Annotated in this window: 13 protein-coding genes; 11 read left to right on the forward strand and 2 right to left on the reverse strand. The window is 41.6% G+C overall.

All coding sequences use genetic code 11. The annotated features are described in order from the left end of the window. Positions 1-33: 33 nt before the first annotated feature. Both CR194_RS14015 and CR194_RS14020 read right to left on the reverse strand, forming a co-directional pair. A complete protein-coding gene (locus CR194_RS14015; protein ID WP_110610304.1) occupies positions 34-1044 on the reverse strand; it encodes a LacI family DNA-binding transcriptional regulator in 1011 nt (336 codons plus the stop codon). A 154-nt stretch (positions 1045-1198) separates the two neighbouring features. Continuing rightward, positions 1199-1966, reverse strand: a complete 768-nt coding sequence (locus tag CR194_RS14020; RefSeq protein WP_158282277.1) for a GntR family transcriptional regulator — start codon at positions 1964-1966, stop codon at positions 1199-1201. Positions 1967-2166: 200 nt separating this feature from the next. On the opposite strand from CR194_RS14020, the gene CR194_RS14025 reads away from it, so the two are divergent. The 11 genes from CR194_RS14025 to CR194_RS14075 all read left to right on the forward strand — a co-directional run bounded on the left by CR194_RS14025 (position 2167) and on the right by CR194_RS14075 (position 13835). Further along, entirely contained in the window at positions 2167-3165 is a 999-nt protein-coding gene (locus tag CR194_RS14025; protein ID WP_110610306.1) for a phosphate/phosphite/phosphonate ABC transporter substrate-binding protein, read from the forward strand. A 27-nt stretch (positions 3166-3192) separates the two neighbouring features. Then, positions 3193-3960, forward strand: coding sequence for a phosphonate ABC transporter ATP-binding protein (gene phnC, locus CR194_RS14030; protein ID WP_110610307.1), 768 nt, complete (start codon positions 3193-3195; stop codon positions 3958-3960). Further along, positions 3957-4811, forward strand: coding sequence for a phosphonate ABC transporter, permease protein PhnE (phnE, locus tag CR194_RS14035; RefSeq protein WP_110610308.1), 855 nt, complete (start codon positions 3957-3959; stop codon positions 4809-4811). Before phnC ends, phnE (CR194_RS14035) begins: the two co-directional genes overlap by 4 nt. Next, the gene (phnE, locus tag CR194_RS14040) at positions 4808-5617 is read left to right on the forward strand and encodes a phosphonate ABC transporter, permease protein PhnE (protein WP_110610309.1); all 810 of its coding nucleotides are present in this window, start codon (positions 4808-4810) and stop codon (positions 5615-5617) included. The genes phnE (CR194_RS14035) and phnE (CR194_RS14040) overlap by 4 nt, the downstream gene beginning before the upstream one ends. Positions 5618-5644: 27 nt before the next feature. Further along, on the forward strand, positions 5645-6145 hold the full coding sequence (locus tag CR194_RS14045) for an MgtC/SapB family protein (RefSeq protein WP_110610310.1): 501 nt from the start codon (positions 5645-5647) through the stop codon (positions 6143-6145). A 12-nt stretch (positions 6146-6157) separates the two neighbouring features. Then, a complete protein-coding gene (locus tag CR194_RS14050) occupies positions 6158-6985 on the forward strand; it encodes a histidinol-phosphatase HisJ family protein (protein WP_110610311.1) in 828 nt (275 codons plus the stop codon). Positions 6986-7193: 208 nt separating this feature from the next. Then, positions 7194-9203 (forward strand): beta-galactosidase, encoded by a 2010-nt coding sequence (locus tag CR194_RS14055; protein ID WP_110610312.1) that lies wholly within the window; start codon positions 7194-7196, stop codon positions 9201-9203. Between the two features lie 280 nt (positions 9204-9483). After that, entirely contained in the window at positions 9484-10812 is a 1329-nt protein-coding gene (locus tag CR194_RS14060) for a hydroxysqualene dehydroxylase (RefSeq protein ID WP_158282278.1), read from the forward strand. 183 nt (positions 10813-10995) lie between these two features. Then, positions 10996-11634 (forward strand): class I SAM-dependent DNA methyltransferase, encoded by a 639-nt coding sequence (locus tag CR194_RS14065; RefSeq protein WP_110610314.1) that lies wholly within the window; start codon positions 10996-10998, stop codon positions 11632-11634. 140 nt (positions 11635-11774) lie between these two features. Next, complete coding sequence (locus CR194_RS14070; RefSeq protein WP_110610315.1) at positions 11775-12701, forward strand: PLP-dependent cysteine synthase family protein; 927 nt, start codon at positions 11775-11777, stop codon at positions 12699-12701. Then, complete coding sequence (locus tag CR194_RS14075; protein WP_110610316.1) at positions 12702-13835, forward strand: bifunctional cystathionine gamma-lyase/homocysteine desulfhydrase; 1134 nt, start codon at positions 12702-12704, stop codon at positions 13833-13835. Positions 13836-13896: the final 61 nt, after the last annotated feature.

Genomic DNA, 13896 nt, shown 5'->3' on the forward strand with positions numbered 1-13896 from the left:
TAAAATAGCTTTTGATGTAGCCACTTCTTTCCTTTAGTTTTGTGGCGCTGTGCTTTCTCTAATCATTAATTCCGTCGGGATAACAACCTTTTTCGGGATTTTTCGTTTTGTTGCTAACCGTTCGATCATCAAATCAACCGCCGTCTCTCCCATGAATTCGGTATACACTTTCACTGTAGAAAGGGATGGTTGCAAATAGCTGGATGCTGAGATGTCATTGAAACCGATAATCGATACTTGTTGAGGGACATGGATGTTATTTTCGTGAAGCGCCCTAAGTGCGCCAATTGCCATGGAATCACTAGCTATAAAAAAAGCAGTTGGAAGTTTTGGCTGTTGAAGAGCAAGTTTCATTAATTCGTATCCTTCTTCCGTTGAAAAGAGTCCTGTAAAGACAAATTTTTCATCAAAAAGGTTGATAGAGGACAAGTAATCTCTAAACGCTTTTTCTCGATAATCCATGACCGTTATTTCAGGGCGAATAAGTTGTTTGCCACCAATGAAACCGATGTTGCGATGATTTAATGATAGTAAGTGGTCCAATACGTTTATCATTGATTTTTGAAAGTCGATAACGACAGAGTCATGAGTTGCTTCTAGAGGGGAGAAATCGACAAAAGTAATATAGTTGGTAATTTTTTTAACCTCATCGATTTCTTCTGGAGAAAGCCTACCAACGATAATTATTCCATCTACTTGATCAACATGGGAAAGATCTAAGTTTTTATTTTGCCGATATATTTTGATCAAATCAATTTTTTTGGTTGTACATGCTTTTTCAATCCCAAGGCGTATCGCTAAAAAATAGGGGTCATTGATTTCTTCCTGTTCAGTATTGAAAAGGACAATTCCAAGCCGATATTTCGTTTTTTTACTTTTAGCCGCTCGTTGTTTTAATGTGCGATAGTTCAATTCTTCTGACGCTTTAAAGATCTGCTCTTTAGTTGAATCAGCTACGGATAGGTTTTCATCGTGGTTCAATACTCGTGAGACCGTTGCGATAGAAAACCCCGTTTTTTTAGCGATGTCGCGAATAGTGGCCATGGTAACTCTCCTTTTAGAACAATAGCAAGTAGGTGAATAAGCGATAATAATGAAAATGTCGTATGATTTATATTCTTTTTATATCATAAATGAAAAAAGCTGAGAGTGCGACTCTGCCACAAAAATAAAGTTAGGCTAATTTCCATTTAGAGAATTATTCTTTCTCCCTTTGGATCATAGCCATCGTTGCTGAAGTTCTTGGTTGAGCTAGTAGTTCTGCAGAAAACCGGTATCTGTCTGATCGATTGACAGAAATAGACCACTCTATTGGTTTCCCGTCTTCTAAGTATGTGACTCGTTCAACGGTTAACACTGGAGAAATGTCTTGGATATCTAAATACTCTTTTTCAAGTTCAGAAGGCATGGAAGCTTCTATGGATGTGGTTGCCCTGCTCATTGTGTATCCATTCTTTTTAATAAAATCATGCAAGGATTCATTCATGACTGTTTCGTTTAAGTCCGGCAATAAATCAGCCGAAACGATGTTTGTTTCCAAAGCGATTGGATGTTCATCTGCAAATCGGATTCTTTTTGTCACCCACATATCGTCCTTCATTTGGATCCCCATTTTTTCTATAGACTGGAGGGTCCCTTTTTGTTTTTGGAAAGAGAGAACTTTCGAAGAGGGGATCATTCCGCGCTCAATAATATCTTCGGTGAAACTTTTTAACGTTGTTAAACTTTGCTCAAGTTTTCTTTCTTGGACAATGGTACCTACGCCTTTTAAACGTTTGAGGTAGCCTTCGTCCACAAGGGCGTTGGTTGCTTGCCTTAAAGTCATGCGGCTGATATCAAAGCGGGAAGTTAATTCTTTCTCTGTAGGTAATTTATCTCCAGGCTCATATAGGCCGCCGATAATTTCTTTTTTAAGTATACTTTTCACTTGCACGTACAAAGGTATGGAAGAGGATTTATTTATCATACAGTTCACCCGATCCTTCTTTAGTCTTAATTCCATTATAAATGTAAACGCATAAAAATTCCAAAGAAATTTAAATATTGTCTAGACATAATTACAAAACTGTATTATGATGTTGTTAAGAAATCGCACTATTCAAAATTTTTTCCAAGTAAATGTAAGGGGTTACAATGATTTGTTTTTAAAATTAAAGGAGGCTTATCATGAAGAGATTAAAGAAGTTATTGACAGGGGTTACAACGGCAGTTGCACTTACAGTGGTACTAGCAGCTTGTGGGGAAAATGATGAAAGTGACACAGCAAATGCAGACGATGGGAATAATAATAATGGGGCGTCAGAAGAGGAAGAAGAAGCCACAGATGATAGAGAGGATTGGCCAGATGAATTTGTTTACGGTTTGGTGCCTGGTGAAGACCCATCCGTTTTAGAAAGCAGATGGGATCCAATGAGAGAATTTCTAGAAGAACGACTTGGCATTCCGGTTGAATTCTTCCATGGAACAGACTACACGGCCATGATTGAAGCTATGCGAGGAGGACACGTTCATCAAGCTCACTTTGGTCCGTTTGCATACACGCTAGCTCATGAAAGGGCAGGGGCAGAAGCTTTCGCTATGGGGATTAATGACTTGGAAGATGCCGCTTATAATTCCATTATTATTACGTTAGAAGACTCGGGAATTGAAACTTTAGAAGATCTAGAAGGAAAAGATTTTGCATGGGTGGATCCGACATCCGCATCAGGACATCTTTTTCCTAAAGCTCACTTAATCAATGAATTAGGAATTACAAATGATGAAGTTGATGAAATGTTTGGGAACGTTGTATTTGCAGGTGGGCATGACTCAGCTTTCATCTCTGTATTAAACGGCGACGTCGATGCAGCGGGAGTAGCAGACTTTATTATTGGTAACCTTGAAGACACGCATGGAGACCATCCCGAGTATGACAACATTAAGATTGTTTCAACTACGGGAGATATTCCAAGGGGACCAGATGCTTACCTTGCGGATTTGCCGGAAAGCTTGAAAGAAGAATTGCAACAGGCTTTTGCTGATATGGCGGAACAGGAAGAGTTACAAGAATTTTTAGAGGCAGCAAACTTCCAAGCTGGCTGGATTGAAGTCGATGACAGTGATTTTGACATTATGAGAGAAACAGCTGAAGCACTAGGCATGTCACCTGAAGAACTACTAAATTAATCAGCAGGGCGAAAGGAAGGCTTGACTATGATGGAAACGATTCTTGAGATTAGACAATTGAAGAAGACCTATCCAGACGGAACAGAAGCATTGAAGAATATTAACCTTTCTATTAAACGAGGAGAGTTTATTGTCATAATTGGGCCTAGTGGAGCGGGGAAAAGTACTTTCCTCCGCTCTATCAACCGCCTGAGTGAACCGACGAGTGGAGAGATTATTTTCCACGGAGAGGACATCGTCAAAGCGAACCGGGCAAAATTGAGAAAAATGCGCCGAAACATCGGGATGATTTTTCAAGGGTTTAATTTAGTGAAACGACTTCCCACAGTTCGAAATGTTCTTCATGGAAAGCTAGGATATATGTCGACTTGGAAAGGCGCGCTCGGACTTTTTAATCAAGAAGAAGTAGAAGAAGCGTTATCCATCCTCGAAAGAGTAGGACTTGAAGATCAGGCGTTTAAGCGGGCTGATGAATTAAGTGGAGGACAACAGCAACGAGTAGCGATTGCTAGGGCGATCAATCAATCTCCAAGTATTATTTTAGCTGATGAACCTATCGCCAGTCTTGATCCTAACTCCTCACGTGTCGTCATGGATTATTTGCAAAAAGCTTGCCAAGAAGAAGGATTTACGACGATCGTCAACCTTCACCAAGTAGATTTCGCAAAAGAATATGCCGATCGGATCGTTGGAATTAAAAACGGAGAAATCTATTTTGACGGGCCGGTAAAAGAACTGAGTGATGACGTCATTCAATCAATTTACGCCAAAGGCAAAGAGGCGATGCCAGTATGAAGCAAGAAGCACTAAATATCTCGAACCAAGGAGAAAAAGGACTTTCGGCTACGAAACCTTCAAAGTACAGTGAGTACAAACGAAGACGTAAAATTATGCTAAAAAGCCAAGGATTTATCACTGCCATTATATTACTTTTAGCTATATGGTCCATTTGGGGTACAGGATTTAATTTGTTAAGTCTCTTTTTCGGCACATATGAAATTCTCGTTTTCATCTTTACAGATATGTTCCCGCCGGACTTAACCGTGATTGGTCAATTGATTGGCCCAGCTCTTGATACGTTATATATGAGTTACGTTGGAATGGTGATATCTGTGGTTGTATCGTTGGTTTTAGGCGTGTTAGCTGCAGATAATTTAACTCCTCACTGGACGATTGCCAGAGTTAGCAGGGCGGTCACAGCATTTCTTCGTTCAGTTCCTGCGGTCGTTTGGGCGATTATTTTAGTTTCAGGTATTGGTCTTGGTCCATTAACAGGGACAATCGCCATCGGTCTATCTGGAATTGGGATTTTAGGGAAAGCCTACGCTGAAGTGTTAGAAAGTATTGATGGTGCTCAATTAGAAGGAGTGCGTGCAACTGGAGCGAACTGGTTTCAAGTCATCGGGCAAGCCGTCTGGCCTCAATTCAAAGCAGGGTTTGTTTCCTGGTCATTATATAAACTTGATATGAATATTCGTGAAGCGGCTATTTTAGGGCTGGTAGGTGCAGGTGGACTTGGGTATTACTTACAAGGGTCCATCAATTTATTTCAATATAAGGAAGCAGCTACGGCAATATTAATGATTTTCGCCCTAATTTTAATGGTAGAATATATGACGGCTAAGATAAGGGAGCGAATTATATGATTAAGAACAAAGAAACTTATCGGCAGCAAAAGAAAGTCCAAAATTCGATTTTTACATTTTTGGCATTCGCTTTCTTTATCTTCAGCATGCTTCAACTAAATATTGTCCCTGAAAGGATTGTCCGAAGCATTGAAAGGCTGGGCTACATTTTCGGGAACATGTTTCCTCCTGTAACGAATGAACCTGTGAGTTTGTTTACGGCGGCGATTGAGTCGATTCAAGTAGCGATCTTAGGTACCATTTTAGGAGTCATTATTTCATTATTTTTAGCTGTTCTTGCAGCGAAAAACTTAACTATTTCTCCCTATTTAGGTTATGCCATTAAAGGGTTTGCTGGATTTGTCAGAGCAGTACCTGCACTGATCTGGGCACTTCTCTTTATCGTAGCCGTTGGATTAGGGCCAACACCGGGGATCTTAGCCTTAGCAATTAATAGTATCGGAATGCTGGTGAAAGTTTACGGTGAAGCGTTAGAGGAAATTGATATGGGAATTGTTGAAGCCCTTGAATCTGCTGGAGCTTCCAAAGTGCAGGTGATTCTCCAAGGTGTCTTCCCATCAGTTATGAAGGCATTTACGGCTTGGTCTTTATTCAGATTAGATGTGAATATCCGTTACTCGGCCATCTTAGGAGTCGTTGGGGCCGGTGGAATCGGTTGGGAACTAATGAAAGCCGCTCAAATGAGTCGATACGATGAAGCACTCATGGTTACAATTGTCATCTTCGGGATGGTAATGAGTGCAGAAGTTCTTTCAGAATATATGAAAAAACGAGCGAATGCCGCTTCAGCTCAAGCGTTAAATTAACAGTGTGTAAAAAGGAGGGAGTTTGATATGGAGGCATTAGAATCACTTTATCTCTATCATATCGCTCCCTTTATCATGATGATATTCAAGGTAGGACTCAGTGCGTTCCTAGGATTTATGATTGGGTGGGATCGCTCTTCAAAAAGCAAGCCAGCAGGAATTAAAACGCACATGTATGTTTGTATTTCTTGTTGCCTTATTACGTTGATATCGATTTACAGTGTAGAGGTCTATTCCACAGGATCTAACAATGTGATGATGGATCCTATGCGACTAGCTGCTCAGCTTGTAAGCGGATTAGGCTTTCTTGGAGCAGGTGTGATTTTAAAAGACGGGTTAAATGTGAAAGGATTAACTTCAGCTGCAATGGTCCTGTTCGTAGGCGGAGTAGGAATTGGGATTGCCGCAGGATTTTATACCGTAGTGATTGCCACAGTCTTGATTGCTATTGGTATGGCGAGACTCGGTAATGTAATTGAAGAGTTGGCAGCTTCTAAAGAAGAAACAAAAAATTCAAAAGCAAGTTAAAAGGATGATTTTATGATAATTGATTATCACACCCACCATGATAGATGTGGTCATGCAACCGGTTCCATCAGAGATGTGATTGAGAAAGCGATTGAAAAAAATATCGATCAGTTAGGAATCTCAGATCATAGCCCTTTGTATACGTATGAAGAAGATCATTTTAATCCAGGAATGACGATGGCGAAATCAGAGTTTCCTCATTATTTCAAGGAAATGTTTGATCTAAAAAAAGAATATGAAGGAATCATTGATATCCGTTTAGGCGTTGAATCAGATTACTTCGAAGGATGGGAGACCTTTTACAAGGAATTATATGATCAATATTCATTCGACTACATCATAGGTTCTGTCCATTATTTCGGAGGATACCATGTCTTTAACCCTGAACGATGGAGATCGCCCCAAGCCAAAGCGGAAGAAATTTTCCGTGAGTACTTCAAATTAGTTCAAAAAGCAGCAAATAGCCGAATGTTTGATGTGTTAGGTCATATTGATGCCGTAAAAGGATTAGGACACACCCCTTCATCTAACATGACAAAACTCATGGAAGAAACAGCAGACGTCATTGCAAAGAATGACATAGCGGTGGAATTAAATACATCAGGGATCAGAAAATGTGGCGTCATTTTTCCTTCTCCAGAATTTATTAAGATGCTTCATGTTAGAGGGGTACCCTTTACGTTCGGATCAGATGCTCACACGCCAGACGAACTTTGTTTCGGATGGCATGAGGCTCTGCATGAATTAAAACAAGTAGGTGTCACGGAGCTTGCAACCTTTGAAAATCGAAAAAGGAAAATGGTTACGATCAATGAATTATTGGTAGAGCAGAAAAGTTAATTAACCATGACTCATTCCGATAAATTAGTAGTAAGTGGGTCAATCATTCCCCCAATGATTGACTCACTTTTCTATTTGCAAAAACTTAATAAATTAATTTTACAAAGTGCTGTAATAACAAGTATACTTAATGAAGAAAGATTACCGATAAATATGGGGTACAATGATCAGTCAATAATTTCAGCACATTAAAAAGGAGCGATCGTCTATGTATATTGGAGTAGATTATTACCCGGAGCAATGGCCTCGGGAGAGATGGGAAACGGACCTTCAAATGATGAAGGAATTAGGAATAAATGTCATACGAATCGCTGAATTCGGGTGGAGTCTCATGGAACCAGAAGAAGGGACATTTGATTTCACTCTTTACGACGAAGCCATTAAGCGAATGCATTCATACGGATTCGACGTCGTATTAGGCACGCCAACGGCAACACCACCAGCATGGCTCATTGAAAAATACCCAGAAGTTCTGCCTGTCGACGACCATGGCCATGTCATTAGTTTCGGAGCTCGCCGACATTACACGGTGAATAGTGAAGTCTACCAACTGCTTTCCAAACGGATTGTGACGGAAATGGCGAAACGGTATGGCCAGCACCCTGCTGTGATCGGATGGCAAGTAGATAACGAGTATGGTCATGAAAAATCGGACCGGAGCTATGGTGACATAGATCAAACGGCCTTTCAAAGCTGGCTCAAAGAAAAATACGATAGCCTTGATGCTCTAAACGAGCGATGGGGAACGGTCTTTTGGAGCCAAACGTATACGCGTTGGAGTCAAATTCCAGTCCCACGAAAGGTTTATCAAGAGCACAATCCCAGTCTTTTACTTGATTTCGACCGTTTTTGCGCCGAAATGTATAATCGGTATAACCGAATGCAAGTAGAAGTGTTGAGGACATTCATTCCTGAGCGTCAGTTTATTACGCATAATTTCGTTTATACAGGTCTCGCGCAAGATCAAAAGGAAATGGCTAAAGACCTGGATTTTATTTCATTTGATAATTATCCCGTCTGGGGAGGATTGGCCGACCCTATTTCTCCCGCAGCGATTGCCCGGCAGCATGACCTTTGCCGCGGTACGAAGAACGGAAAAGGATACTGGGTGATGGAAGAACTGTCAGGCGCTCAAGGGTGGAGTCAAATTGGCTACAATCCAAGACCGGGCCATTTAAAATTATGGACTTACCAAGCGATTTCTCGCGGAGCAGAAGCGATTGTTTACTTCCGTTGGCGAGCAGCCCGCTATGGTACAGAGCAATTCTGCCACGGTATTCTCGATCATGACGGAAAGCCTCGCAGGAAGTACGACGAAGTAAAAGAGGTCATTGACTCGTTATCAGGGTTTGCCGATGAGTGGATTGCGTCTGACTACAAAGCAGATGTGGCTTTTTATCATGATCCTGAGAACGAATGGGCGTGGCAAATTCAGCCTCACTCGGATCAATTTGAATATGTGAAGGAGTACTTGCGCTTCTATGAGCCAGCTCATTCACTCAATACGCAAGCAAACATCATTCGCGATGATGAGGATCTAAGTCGGTATAAAGTCGTCGTCGTTCCCATTTACTTTTTAACAAAAAAGCGATTCAATGATCAATTGAAAGACTATGTTAAAAACGGGGGAACGGTTGTTTTTAGCTATCGCACAGGCGTGAAAGATGAGGATAATGTTGTGACGGAGGAAACACTACCTGGGGATTTAGCTGAAATGTGCGGGATCGAAGTGCCTGAATACGAATCGTTACGAGCGGATAAATCAAGCCACGTTAACGGTCAAGCGGGTGTACTTGAAGGACTCTCTTCAGATGGAGAAGTATGGTCCGATTATATTGAAACAACTACGGCTGACGTCTTGGCTACCTATGAAGATTCATGGTTCCAAGATAAAGCTGCCATCACCAAAAACAACTATGGACAAGGCACCGTTTATTATATTGGCTCGGGCGTAGAATCTGCTATGATTCGAAAGCTTTATACTTCGATTTTTCAAGAGGCAGGTGTTCGTTCTAGCGAGACGCCTGAAAAAGTCGAACTTGTATGGAGAGAATCGTCAGATCAGACCTATTTGGCCGTGCTCAATCATGATGTGGAAGAAAGCCATAAAATTTCTTTGCCAGAAGGAGAATGGTCAGAAAATTCGACTGGTAATTCCTATTCAGGTGAGCTAATGATTCCTCGTTTAGGAAGTATGGTGTTGGTGAAACAGAAGTAAATGAATCAGAGAGGCTCAGCCTCTCTTTTTTTTTTTCTTATAAAGGGTGAGAAGGAAGGGATAAGATGAAGGGGGGGAACATTCAAAAGTAAGTCAAATTTACCTTACTGAAAAGGGGAAAACAAGCATCCATCTTATCTATACTAAAAGTAAGGTTCCCATAATTAATGCTTCTGCACCTTTTGATTTTAATTTTCATAACAATCTTCACATGAAGCGACTCATTCTGTGGCAGTCTAAAGATAGATTGTTTTATTCTTCACAGAAAGGAGGGACTCCCGTGGATTATGATGTTATCGTCATCGGTGGTGGGTTAGCAGGTTTGACAGCTGCTCTTGAACTATCCGAAAAAGGTAAACGGACGTTAGTTATTGAAAAAAGAGATCATATAGGCGGACGGTGTTCCTCATGGGACGAGAATGGCATGACAGTGGAATCAGGTTTGCATAAGCATTTCAGCTTTTTCACAAACATGAAAGACATCTTAAGCCGGGTCGGAGTCAATATAGAGGACCATTTTATGTGGCAGAAGGATATGGAGGTTCTCCTGCCTGACAATAAAGGCACAGCCCTTTTCGGAACAGCACCTTTGCAGGCTCCTCATATTTTTCTTAAAGGCGTTGCAGGTAACAAGAATCAGTTAACCAGCAAAGATAAACGTTCTATTATTTCCTTTATTTTTTCAGCGATGAAAGATTATTTCTTTAACAAGCAGGAACTGGATCGTATAAGTGTTCATAGTTACGCAAGGAAATTGAAAGTGACCGACAGGGCTTATGCTTATTTAATTGTTCCGTCAACTACCGGCGTTTTCTACATGTCTCCTGAAGAGTATTCTATGAAAGTATACTTGGATATTATTATGCCCGCGCTGACAAAAAAAGTTGGATTTTATACTGCTCCAATGGGGGAAATTATCGCCAACCCACTGGCAGACGGTGTTAAATTAAGGGGCGGGGAGATCAGGCTTTCTACAAGTGTGGACAACTTAATTTATGAAGACGGGGTAATGAAAGGCGTCAGAGTAAAGGGCGGGGGAACACTGACAGCCTCCAACATTATTCTTGCAACTTCTATAACCCCTGCTCAGTGTCTGTTAAAAAAACATTTAGGCGACCATGAATGGTTTTCTTCTATGCTAAAGATGCCCGCCTCATCAGCGGTATCTGTCCAGCTGGAGTTAACCAAACCGGCTTTATCCGACGATTTTATAAAGTTTGGTCCACAGACGACTCTTCCTGTTTTCGCTGAACAGTCAAGAACCGCTTTTAAACACCTACCCGGACGTCTTTCCGTTGTGCTGGATCAAGCTGAAAAAATGTTAAGGCTGAATGATGAGGAGATTTATAATTCTGTTATCGCGGACGCAAAAAAACTAGGAATGAACTTGAACCCGATTGTGACTGACTACAGAGTCCTTAGACACGAAAACGAACGCTACCATATCGGTGCCGGTCACCAATGGATGAGGCCAGAACAAAAAACACCTGTCAAAGGGTTAACACTAGCTGGAGAATATACTAAGCAGCCTTACCACACCACAACTGAAGGGGCGGTTATCTCAGGTAAAAAAGCGGCTGAAGTGATACTTAAGGAGTCCCAAGCGTAGTCTCGCCTGTGTGGTTCTAGGAGAGGGGTAGTCAGTAATGACTATCCCTATTCGATTTTTTAAACTCCTCCAATGAAATAAAAAAAATGTGCCATTCCCTCACTGATGTGAATATGCTGAGATTAAACGATTATAAAACCGAGTATTCTAATGTGTTTTATATGAATCATAGAGGTGAAGAAATTGGGAACGGAATTTATAGATTTATTTGACCAGTGGGCTGACTCTTACGACGCGACTGTTGAAGGGCAAAATGACGAGTATAGGGAAGTTTTTCGTAACTATTCAGACATTCTCAAGAGCGTTGCTGATAAAGTTAGCGGGAAAGTCATTGAATTTGGTAGTGGGACGGGAAATCTGACGGCGTTACTCCTAGCAAGAACGACTGACGTGACGGGAGTAGAACCTTCAAGAGAAATGAGAAGGCAAGCCGCAAAGAAATGGCCCGAAGCAAAGATCGTAGCAGGTGATTTTTTTCAATTCCCTGACGATCGTGAATCGATTGATGCCTTCGTATCTAGTTACGCTTTTCATCATTTAACAGATGATGAGAAAAGAAAAGCTGTTCAGTTATATGCCAGTTTGTTAGAAAAAGATGGAAAAGTCGTTTTTGCCGACACGATGTTTGTTGACGAGCATCACCATCAACAAATGATTCGAAAAGCGGAAGAAAATCATTATGTCCATTTAGCTGAAGATTTACAAACGGAATATTACACCACCATTCCGAAGCTTAAAAGAATGTTTGAAAATGAAGGGTTTGAAGTGAACTTTTCGTCCTTGAATCAATACGTTTGGATACTTGAAGCCATTAAACTATAGTAATGGAGTAATAAGAATGGTTAAAACGATGAACTTAGAAAGCAGCTTCACATTCAATATGCGAGGAAAAAAGGAATGTTAGCGAAGAAAAACTGAGTGGACAGAAATGTTCGCTAAATAATGTTAAACGGAGACGATCCATGACGATCTATAAAGGAATTCATTCATTGATTGGAAATACCCCATTAGTTGAATTGACGCATATACCTATTCCGAACAAGGTGAGGATTTTTGCTAAACTTGAATATTTCAATCCTGGCGGCAGTGTGAAAGACCGCTTAGGGCAATCGCTTATTCGTGAAGCGATTCGTGACGGAAAAATCAGTTCTTCTGGAACTGTGATCGAGGCCACAGCTGGAAACACTGGGATCGGGCTCGCTCTTGCAGCTGTAGGGACGGACATTCATGTCATATGCGTCGTTCCAAAGAAATTCAGCCAAGAGAAACAAATCTTAATGCGAGCGCTCGGGGCCGAAGTGGTTAATACTCCTACGGAAGACGGGATGACGGGTGCGATTGCGAAAATGAAAGAGCTCATGAATCGGAAGTCAGATTGTTGGTCTCCAGGTCAATTTGCAAATCAAGCCAATCCAGATACGTATTATCATACGTTAGGGCCTGAAATCGAACGAGATTTACAAGGAAGGATCGACATCTTCGTAGCTGGTGCAGGCACAGGAGGCACATTCATGGGGGCCGCTCGTTATTTGAAAGAGAAGCTTCCTGATGTGAAAACGGTCATTTGCGAGCCAGAAGGGTCCATATTAAATGGAGGCGACCCAGGTCCTCATCGCACAGAGGGAATTGGGATGGAATTCTTACCTTCTTACATGGACCCAGCCTATTTCGATGAGATTCACACCATTTCAGATGGTGAGGCCTTTTCTTATGTAGATCAATTAACGAAACAAGAAGGACTACTCGTTGGAAGTTCATCGGGAGCGGCCTTTGCTGCGGCGATGAGAGAAGCAGAGACAGCCAGGAAAGGCGCTCATATCGTCACCGTTTTTCCTGACAGTAGTGAGCGTTATTTAAGTAAAGGAATTTATGAGGGAGTGGAACAATAGATGAAGAAAAAAACACAGTTGATTCATGGTGGCGTGGTTGGAGATCCTTACACAGGAGCGGTTTCCACACCTATCTATCAAGTAAGTACGTATAAACAAGAAGGTGTAGGCAACTTCAAATATGAATACTCCCGCACAGGCAATCCTACTCGCGAAGCACTTGAAGCTCTTATACGTGATTTAGAAGGAGGCGAGGCAGGATTTGCATTCGGTTCTGGCATGGCTGCTATGACCGCGATATTCAGTTTATTTAAAAGCGGAGACCACATTATTTTTACCGATGACGTCTATGGCGGTTCTTACAGGTTGGCCACGAAAGTACTCAATCGCTTTAATATTGACGTGACGTTTGTAGATACGAGTGATAAAACAAAGATCGAACAAGAAATTCTCGAAAATACAGTCGCTATTTTTGTAGAAACCCCAACGAATCCACTGCTTAAAGTGACGGATATTAAACAAGTGGCTCAATGGGCAGAGGCGAACGAGCTCATGCTGATAGTCGATAATACATTTAGCACACCATATTGGCAAAATCCTATCGAACTAGGTGCCGACATCGTCATTCATAGCGCGACGAAGTATCTCGGAGGTCATAGTGACGTCGTGGCGGGATTGGTCGTGGTCAACGATCAGAAACTAGCGGAAGAAGTTCACTTCGTTCAAAACTCTACCGGTGGCATTCTTGGACCACAAGACTCTTGGTTATTGATTCGAGGAATGAAAACACTCGGCTTACGGATGGAACAAACGGAAAAAACGACTCAAGCGATCTTTGAATTCTTAAAAGAGCGAAAAGATGTTTTGACGGTCTACTATCCCGGAGATACAGAACATCCAGGACACGAAACGCATCGCAGCCAAGCTGGCGGATTTGGCGGGATGATCTCGTTTGATGTAGGAAGCGGTGAACGAGCGAAAGCCGTACTCCAGAAAACGAAATACTTCACTCTCGCAGAAAGTCTTGGAGCGGTGGAAAGCTTAATTAGTCTCCCGCCTGAAATGACTCACGCGTCTATCCCTCGTGAGCGCAGGCTTGAGCTAGGAATTACCGATGGACTCGTACGAATTTCGGTTGGCATAGAAGACGCAGAAGATTTAATCAGCGATTTAAAGCAAGCGTTAGATTCATAAATTTTTTGGGGAAACCTAGCCTGCGGGTTAGGTTTTTAAATGTAATGTTACCTTCAAAGAA

Origin of the sequence: Salipaludibacillus keqinensis, from assembly GCF_003226325.1 — a bacterium.
GTDB lineage: Bacteria > Bacillota > Bacilli > Bacillales > Salisediminibacteriaceae > Salipaludibacillus > Salipaludibacillus keqinensis.

Coding starts and splice junctions, on each gene's coding strand:
- CR194_RS14045 (WP_110610310.1), top strand. CDS start 5,645: ATGGAGGCATTAGAATCACTTTATCTCTATCATATCGCTCCCTTTATC.
- phnE (WP_110610308.1), top strand. CDS start 3,957: ATGAAGCAAGAAGCACTAAATATCTCGAACCAAGGAGAAAAAGGACTT.
- CR194_RS14015 (WP_110610304.1), bottom strand. CDS start 1,044: ATGGCCACTATTCGCGACATCGCTAAAAAAACGGGGTTTTCTATCGCA.
- CR194_RS14070 (WP_110610315.1), top strand. CDS start 11,775: ATGACGATCTATAAAGGAATTCATTCATTGATTGGAAATACCCCATTA.
- CR194_RS14075 (WP_110610316.1), top strand. CDS start 12,702: ATGAAGAAAAAAACACAGTTGATTCATGGTGGCGTGGTTGGAGATCCT.
- CR194_RS14055 (WP_110610312.1), top strand. CDS start 7,194: ATGTATATTGGAGTAGATTATTACCCGGAGCAATGGCCTCGGGAGAGA.
- phnC (WP_110610307.1), top strand. CDS start 3,193: ATGATGGAAACGATTCTTGAGATTAGACAATTGAAGAAGACCTATCCA.
- CR194_RS14025 (WP_110610306.1), top strand. CDS start 2,167: ATGAAGAGATTAAAGAAGTTATTGACAGGGGTTACAACGGCAGTTGCA.
- CR194_RS14050 (WP_110610311.1), top strand. CDS start 6,158: ATGATAATTGATTATCACACCCACCATGATAGATGTGGTCATGCAACC.
- phnE (WP_110610309.1), top strand. CDS start 4,808: ATGATTAAGAACAAAGAAACTTATCGGCAGCAAAAGAAAGTCCAAAAT.
- CR194_RS14020 (WP_158282277.1), bottom strand. CDS start 1,966: ATGATAAATAAATCCTCTTCCATACCTTTGTACGTGCAAGTGAAAAGT.